Consider the following 6,372-nt stretch of genomic DNA (forward strand, 5'->3'; position numbering starts at 1 on the left):
GAGCAATTGCAGGGGCCCCGGGCACGCTGTTCTGCGTGACGGACATCATCACGCTCTCCGACTCCCGGGTCGCCGAGGTCACCGAGCAGGAGTGCGGTGAACCGCTGGTCGACCTGCGGGAGACACCCGGCCTGCGGATCGACCGCCGGCAGGCCGACGCCGCCGGCAGCTACGCGCACCTGCGTCTCGGGGCGCTGCGCCGGCTGCTCCAGGCGCAGTCGCTGCTGCCCGCCGGGATCCGGTTCCTGGTGGTCGAGGGGTACCGGCCGCCCGGCCTGCAGCGCCGCTATTTCGAGCAGTACGCGGCGGCCCTGCGGGCGGCCCACCCCGAGGCCGGTCCGGACCGGATCCGCGAGCTGGCCAGTGCCTACATCTCCCCGCCGGAGGTGGCGCCGCACGTGAGCGGCGGGGCGGTGGACCTGACCCTGTGCACCGCCGGCGGCACCGAGCTGCCGCTGGGCACGGAGGTCAACGCCACCCCGGAGGAGAGCGCGGGCGCCTGCCGTACCGGGGCACCGAACGTCGGCGCCGAGGCGCGCGCCAACCGGGCGCTGATGGACCGGGCGCTGACCACGGCCGGCTTCGTCAACTACCCGACGGAGTGGTGGCACTGGTCCTACGGCGACCGGTACTGGGCCCTGCTGAGCGGGGCGCCCGCGGCCCGTTACGGGCCCGCCGCCGCACCTGTCCGGCCCGTATGACCCGCGGACCGGACACCTCTGCCACCACCGACGACCGACGGGGGACGACCATGAAAAGCCACGGCGGCACGTGTACGCAGGACCCGCGCGACGACGCGGACGGCGTCCTTGCGGTCATGAGCCCGGGCGAGTTCGACGCGCGCTTCACCGCCGACATGCCCAGACTGCGCAGACGGCTGCTCGCCCTGACCGGCAATCCGCACGACGCCGACGACCTCCTCCAGGAGACGTACCTGCGGCTTTCCCGGCGGGCCCGGGCCCGGAACCTGACGCCCCAGCAGCATCCGTACGCGTACGCCTGCACGGTCGCGCTGAACCTGCTGCGCGACTCCTGGCTGCACCCCTCCCGCCGGGAGCGGACCACCGACCGGCTGCCCGAGGCCGGCTGGGACGGCGGACTGGGCACGTACGAGGCCTCGGCCATGGCGCTCGCGCTGCTGAGTGTGCTCTCGCCGAAGGAGGCGGCCGCGGTGATCCTCGTCGACCTGGAGGGGCTCACCCACGACACGGCCGGGGAACGGCTCGGCGCCCATCGCGGCACCGTCCAGCGCAACCGGATGCGGGCGCTGGCCAAGATGCGCGCGGCGCTGGCCGGCTGAGCTCCGGGTGCCGCGCCCGCACGGGGGTGGGGCGCGGCACCCGGTGGACATCCGCCCGCCCCCCGTACCCGGTTCCACGTCGACGAAGGATGGACTCCTTGAACCTCACCACGTCCGCCAGGACGCTCACGGTGGTCGCGGCTCTGGCCATGGCCCCGCTGCTGCCCGTCAGCGCGCACGCCGCGGCCCAGGACACCTCGTGCGGGGTGCTGGCCTCCGGTGCGTCGGCGACCGCGCAGGCCGCGGTCCAGGCGGCCTGTGCCCAGATCGGTGTCTGGTACAGCTGGGGCGGCGGGCACGGCGCCACGCCCGGTGCCACGTACGGCTACTACGACGGCTCCGACCCGGACAGCCTGCACGACGACGAGCGCATGGGCTTCGACTGCTCGGGCCTGATGCGGTACGCGTACTACCGGGCGACCGGCTCCGACCTGCTCGACGGCACCGCCGACGACCAGTTCCACAGCCCGCAGGCCTCGGCCCGGTTCTCGGCCGGCCAGGGCACCGCTCCGCTCGTGCCGGGTGACCTGATGTTCTGGGGCAGCGGGTACATCCACCACGTCGCCATGTACCTGGGCGCGGGGCAGATGGTCGAGGCGTACGAGTCGGGCACCCACATCCGGGTGACGCCGGTCCGCACCGGTGGCGACTACGCGGGGGCGATCCGCGTCAACCCGTCCGGCACGCCGGTCCCCCCGCCCGCGAACGGCGGTTCGACGTTCCAGACGTGGGGCACGGGCGTGCACACGCACTCCACGCCGAGCGTGCACGCCTCGGTCGTCGACACCTTCGCCGGTCCCACGCAGGTCTCCGTCCAGTGCCAGGAGCACGCCGAGGAGGTGAGCGCCGAGGGCTACACCAACGACATCTGGGCCAAGCTGGCCGACGGGTCCTGGATGACCAACATCTACCTCAAGGGCCCGGCAGAGCTGCCCGGCATCCCGGACTGCGGCGGCGACAACCCGCCGCCGCCGGGCGGAGGCAGCACGGCGTTCCAGACCTGGAGCACGGGCGTGCGCACGCACAGCGCGCCGAACGTGAACGCCGGTGTCGTCGACTACTTCCCGCAGCCGACGACGGTCAACGTGGTCTGCCAGGCGCACGCCGAGAAGGTCACCGCCGAGGGGTACACCAACGACGCCTGGTCCAAGCTGACCAACGGCGCATGGCTGACGAACATCTACATCGAGGGCCCGGCCTGGCTGCCGGGGGTCGCCACCTGCTGATCCGGGCCCGGCCGCGGGGTGCCCCACGAGGCGGGCGCCCCACCGGCACACCTATTCACTTTGTTGTGTATGCCGAACCGCCCGCTGCGCCAGTCTCCGCAGGGCCAGCTCCCCCCACTGCAGGTTCTCCCGCTCGAAGGACATCCCGCGCAGCAGGGTGAGGTACGGGCCGACGCGGTCCGCCTCGGCGAAGTACGCCTCCTCGGAGCGGCCGGCGAGGAGACGCTGCCGGATCCGCTCGTAGCGGGCGAGTTTGGCGGTGGCCCACTCCATGCGCTCGGCGACGGCGGTCCGGACCGTCTCGATGTCGCCGACGTCCGCGCACTGCACCTTGACCAGCAGCTCGTCGCGGACCACCGCGGGCCGGCCGGGGGGCACGGCCGTGTAGGCGCGGACCGCCTCGCGGCCGGCGTCCGTCAGCGAGAACAGCCGCTTGTTGGGCCTGCGTTCCTGCTCGACGACGCGGGCGGCGACCAGTCCGTCCGCCTCCATGCGCTCCAGTTCGCGGTAGAGCTGCTGGGGCGTCGCCGCCCAGAAGTTGGCGACCGTCGCGTCGAATCCCTTGGCGAGGTCGTACCCGGAGGCCTCGCCCTCCAGGAGGGCGGCCATCAGCGCATTCCGCAGAGCCATGGGTGCACGCTAGCATGCGCCTACTCAACTTTTTGACTAGGCGAGGTGGACCCCATGCATTCCGCGCACTCCGTGCACCCCTTCCGCAAGGCCGTCGAGAGGGGCGACATGGCCGCCGTGGCCGACCTGCTCGCCGACGACGTCGTCTTCACCAGCCCGGTCGCCTTCAAGCCGTACCCGGGCAAGCCGATCACGGCCGCGATCCTGCGCGCGGTGTCGCAGGTCTTCGAGGACTTCGCCTACGTGCGGGAGATCGCGAACCCGGACGGCCGCGACCACGCCTTCGTGTTCACGGCCACGGTCGCCGGCAAGCAGCTCCAGGGCTGCGACTTCCTGCACTTCGACGAGGACGGGAAGATCGACGAGTTCACGGTGATGGTGCGTCCGCTGTCGGCCGCGCAGGCGCTGTCCGAGGCGATGGGCGCCCGGTTCGAGCAGATCGCCCGGGAGGCCGCCGACGCGCGGTGACCTTGGCGGAGTGCGGCGACGCTCAGCACCGCGGGACCGCGCCGGCCTCCGGCTTCGGCCACCTGGTCCGGATCTACACGGGCTCAGGGGGCCGGCTCGACGGGTACCCGCCACACCAGCGTCGTTCCCCCGCCCCCGGACTCCTGGGGGCAGTCCCACTCCAGCCGGCCGCCGAGTTCCGCCGCCCGCTCCGCCATGTTCCGCAGCCCGCTGCGCCGGCCGCCGGGCGCGATGCCCACCCCGTCGTCCGCGACGGTGAGGACCAGCTCCCGCCCGTCCGTCACCACCACCACCTCCACACGCTCCGCGTGCGCGTGCCGGGCCACGTTGGTCAGGGCCTCCGACAGAACCGCCACCGCATGGTCGGCGATCTCCCCGGGCACGTCCGTGTCCAGCAGACCCTCCATCCGCACGCTCGGCGCGAACCCGAGCGCCGGGGCCGCCTCACCGGCCACCCGCACCGCACGCGCCCGCAACCCGCTGCCCGCACCACCCTCCCGGGCCCGCAACCCGAAGATCGTCGACCTGATGATCTTGATGGTCTCGTCCAGATCGTCCACCGCCCGCAACACCCGCTCCGCGGCCTCCGAATGCTCGATGAAACGCCCCGCACTCTGCAACGTCATCCCCGTCGCGAACAACCGCTGGATCGCCAGATCATGCAGATCCCGGGCGATCCGGTCACGGTCCTTGAGCACCGCGATCTCCTCCGCGTCCCGCCGCCGCTCCGCCAGCTCCATCGCCAGAGCCGCCTGCGCCGCGAACACCTGCAAAGGCCCCGTCTCCTTCACCGTGAACGCCGCCCCACCCGCCTCACGCGCCAGCAGCACCACACCCCGCACACCCGCCTCACCCGTCCCGATCGGACTGGCCACCGCCGGCCCCAGCCCGGCGAACCGCGGCGGCTCCGGCGAGACCCGCTCGTCGCGCAGCACATCCGCACTCGCCACCAGAGCCCCCCGCGCGAACGCCAGCCCCATCAGCGTCCCATCCAGCGACAGCACCAGCCCCCGGTGCGCCTCCGCGTCCAACCCCACCGCGATCTCCACCGTGAGCGCGTCCGTCCCCGCCATCGGCGTCGCAACCGCCGCCAGCGCCGAACCCGTGATCTCCCTGGCCTGCTCCGCGATCAGCCCCAGAGCCTCCGCACTCGCACTGCCCGACATCAGACTGTTCGTGATCTCCGCACTCGCCCGCAGCCACCGCTCACGCAACCGCGACTCCTCATACAGCCGCGCATTGTCGATCGCCACCCCCGCCGCCACCGCCAGCGTCGACGTCACCGACACATCCTCCTCGTCGAACTGGCCACCACCCCGTTTCTCCGTCAGATACAGATTCCCGAACACCTGACCACGGACCCGGATCGGAACACCCAGGAAGGAGTTCATCGGCGGATGGTTCGGCGGAAAACCGTACGATGCCGGATGCTCCGACAGCTTGGCCAGACGCAACGGCTCAGGATCACGGATCAACTCACCCAGGATCCCGTGCCCCTCCGGGAACGACCCGATCCGGGCGATCTCCTCCTCACCCACCCCCACCGTGTGGAACGCCGACAGCCGCCTGCCGTCCGGCCCGATCACCCCCAACGCCGCGTACTCGGCATCCACCAGCACCGCCGCCGCCGCCACGATGCTGCGCAGCGCCTGCTCCAGATCCAGCTCCCGGCCCACCGAGAGCACCGCCTCCAGCAGACTGTGCACCCGGTCCCGGGTACCACGCGCCGCATCCAGCCGCGCCTGCAACTCCCCCAGCAACTCGTCCAGCCTGAGCTGCGGCAACCGCACCCGGGCCGCCTCATGGCTCTCCACCACACGCCTCCCGACCCCGTCGACTCACACACCGGCAGGTCCGGTCAGAGCCCACCGTAGTGCGGGCCGGCCCCGCCGGGCATCCGGATCGGGCAAGTCGGGCGGGCGGCCACGCGGCGCGGCGGCCCCTCCGTGACGGGTGCGCCGCCCCGGCGTAAAGGGCCGACCGGTCCCGGACCGGTGACCATCGGCACCTGCCGCGGGGCGCCGCCCGGGAGGGAGCCTGGACGCAGGAGCGGCACCGGTCCCCCGCGGTGTCGCTCCGTGGCTCCGGCCTGTCCCGGCCCGGCGGTCCGCAGGGGCCGGTCCGCCGCCGTCGGGCGCCGGACCGGCCCTACCGCCGGAGCACGGCAGGACGGGCCGTCCGGGGCCCCGAGGGGGCCGAACGGCCCTTCCGCGCGACCCGTCGGCTGGACTTCGCTCTTCTCATGGCCGACAACCACACGAGGTCCGCGACGTACCGCACGACCCGCACCGACGAAGGCACCACCGTGGTGACCCTGCACGGCGACCTCGACCTCCTGGCGGTTCCGGTCCTCTCCGTGGCTCTCGACGACCTGACGTCCGGTGCGGAGCCGGATCTGGTGCTCGACCTGGGGCCCGTGTCGTTCGTCGACTGCTCCGGCCTCGGTCTGCTGTGCCGGGCGCGCAACCGGGTCCGCCACCGCGCCGGCAGGCTGCGCCTGGTCACGCCGGACGACGAGTTCCGCCGGCTGCTGGCCCGCACCGGGCTGGGCGACGTGTTCGAGGTGTACCCGGGCCTGCCGGAGGCCCTCGCCGGCGGGGACGCCTCCGTCCCGGTCCCCTGACCGGGACGGAGGACGGGGCATCTCAGCCGGTCCAGGTCCAGTCGGCGACCTCGGGCAGGTCGGTGCCGTGCTCCCGGATCCAGGCCTGGTGACGGGTGCGGACGTCGGCCATCTGCTGGCGTACC

The 6,372-nt window shown here is 73.0% G+C and carries 7 protein-coding genes; 5 read left to right on the top strand and 2 right to left on the bottom strand.

Annotation, left to right across the window (positions count from 1 at the left end; all coding sequences use genetic code 11):
- Nucleotides 1-35: 35 nt before the first annotated feature.
- The 3 genes from AB0472_RS44800 to AB0472_RS44810 all read left to right on the top strand — a co-directional run bounded on the left by AB0472_RS44800 (nt 36) and on the right by AB0472_RS44810 (nt 2,526).
- A complete protein-coding gene (locus AB0472_RS44800; protein WP_366365337.1) occupies nt 36-701 on the top strand; it encodes a M15 family metallopeptidase in 666 nt (221 codons plus the stop codon).
- Between the two features lie 116 nt (nt 702-817).
- Entirely contained in the window at nt 818-1,300 is a 483-nt protein-coding gene (locus tag AB0472_RS44805) for a sigma-70 family RNA polymerase sigma factor (protein ID WP_366365345.1), read from the top strand.
- Nucleotides 1,301-1,449: 149 nt separating this feature from the next.
- Nucleotides 1,450-2,526 carry an NlpC/P60 family protein gene (locus AB0472_RS44810; protein ID WP_366365346.1) on the top strand — a complete coding sequence of 359 codons (1,077 nt, stop codon included), beginning with the start codon at nt 1,450-1,452 and terminating at the stop codon, nt 2,524-2,526.
- A 51-nt stretch (nt 2,527-2,577) separates the two neighbouring features.
- Here the strand turns inward: AB0472_RS44810 and AB0472_RS44815 are convergent, their stop codons facing one another.
- On the bottom strand, nt 2,578-3,156 hold the full coding sequence (locus AB0472_RS44815) for a PadR family transcriptional regulator (RefSeq protein WP_366365338.1): 579 nt from the start codon (nt 3,154-3,156) through the stop codon (nt 2,578-2,580).
- Nucleotides 3,157-3,228: 72 nt separating this feature from the next.
- On the opposite strand from AB0472_RS44815, the gene AB0472_RS44820 reads away from it, so the two are divergent.
- Nucleotides 3,229-3,624 carry a nuclear transport factor 2 family protein gene (locus tag AB0472_RS44820; RefSeq protein ID WP_366365348.1) on the top strand — a complete coding sequence of 132 codons (396 nt, stop codon included), beginning with the start codon at nt 3,229-3,231 and terminating at the stop codon, nt 3,622-3,624.
- A gap of 83 nt (nt 3,625-3,707) precedes the next feature.
- On the opposite strand, the gene AB0472_RS44825 is transcribed toward AB0472_RS44820, so the two are convergent.
- Nucleotides 3,708-5,438, bottom strand: a complete 1,731-nt coding sequence (locus AB0472_RS44825; RefSeq protein WP_366365340.1) for a GAF domain-containing protein — start codon at nt 5,436-5,438, stop codon at nt 3,708-3,710.
- Nucleotides 5,439-5,866: 428 nt separating this feature from the next.
- Between AB0472_RS44825 and AB0472_RS44830 the strand changes: the two genes are divergently transcribed.
- On the top strand, nt 5,867-6,247 hold the full coding sequence (locus tag AB0472_RS44830; protein WP_366365342.1) for an STAS domain-containing protein: 381 nt from the start codon (nt 5,867-5,869) through the stop codon (nt 6,245-6,247).
- Nucleotides 6,248-6,372: the final 125 nt, after the last annotated feature.

The sequence above is a fragment of the Streptomyces sp. NPDC086777 genome, from assembly GCF_040702065.1.
Classification (GTDB): domain Bacteria; phylum Actinomycetota; class Actinomycetes; order Streptomycetales; family Streptomycetaceae; genus Streptomyces.

What these genes read in the sequence shown, in the direction of transcription:
- AB0472_RS44830 (WP_366365342.1), top strand. Translation starts at nt 5,867, where the DNA reads ATGGCCGACAACCACACGAGGTCCGCGACGTACCGCACGACCCGCACC.
- AB0472_RS44810 (WP_366365346.1), top strand. Translation starts at nt 1,450, where the DNA reads ATGGCCCCGCTGCTGCCCGTCAGCGCGCACGCCGCGGCCCAGGACACC.
- AB0472_RS44805 (WP_366365345.1), top strand. Translation starts at nt 818, where the DNA reads ATGAGCCCGGGCGAGTTCGACGCGCGCTTCACCGCCGACATGCCCAGA.
- AB0472_RS44815 (WP_366365338.1), bottom strand. Translation starts at nt 3,156, where the DNA reads ATGGCTCTGCGGAATGCGCTGATGGCCGCCCTCCTGGAGGGCGAGGCC.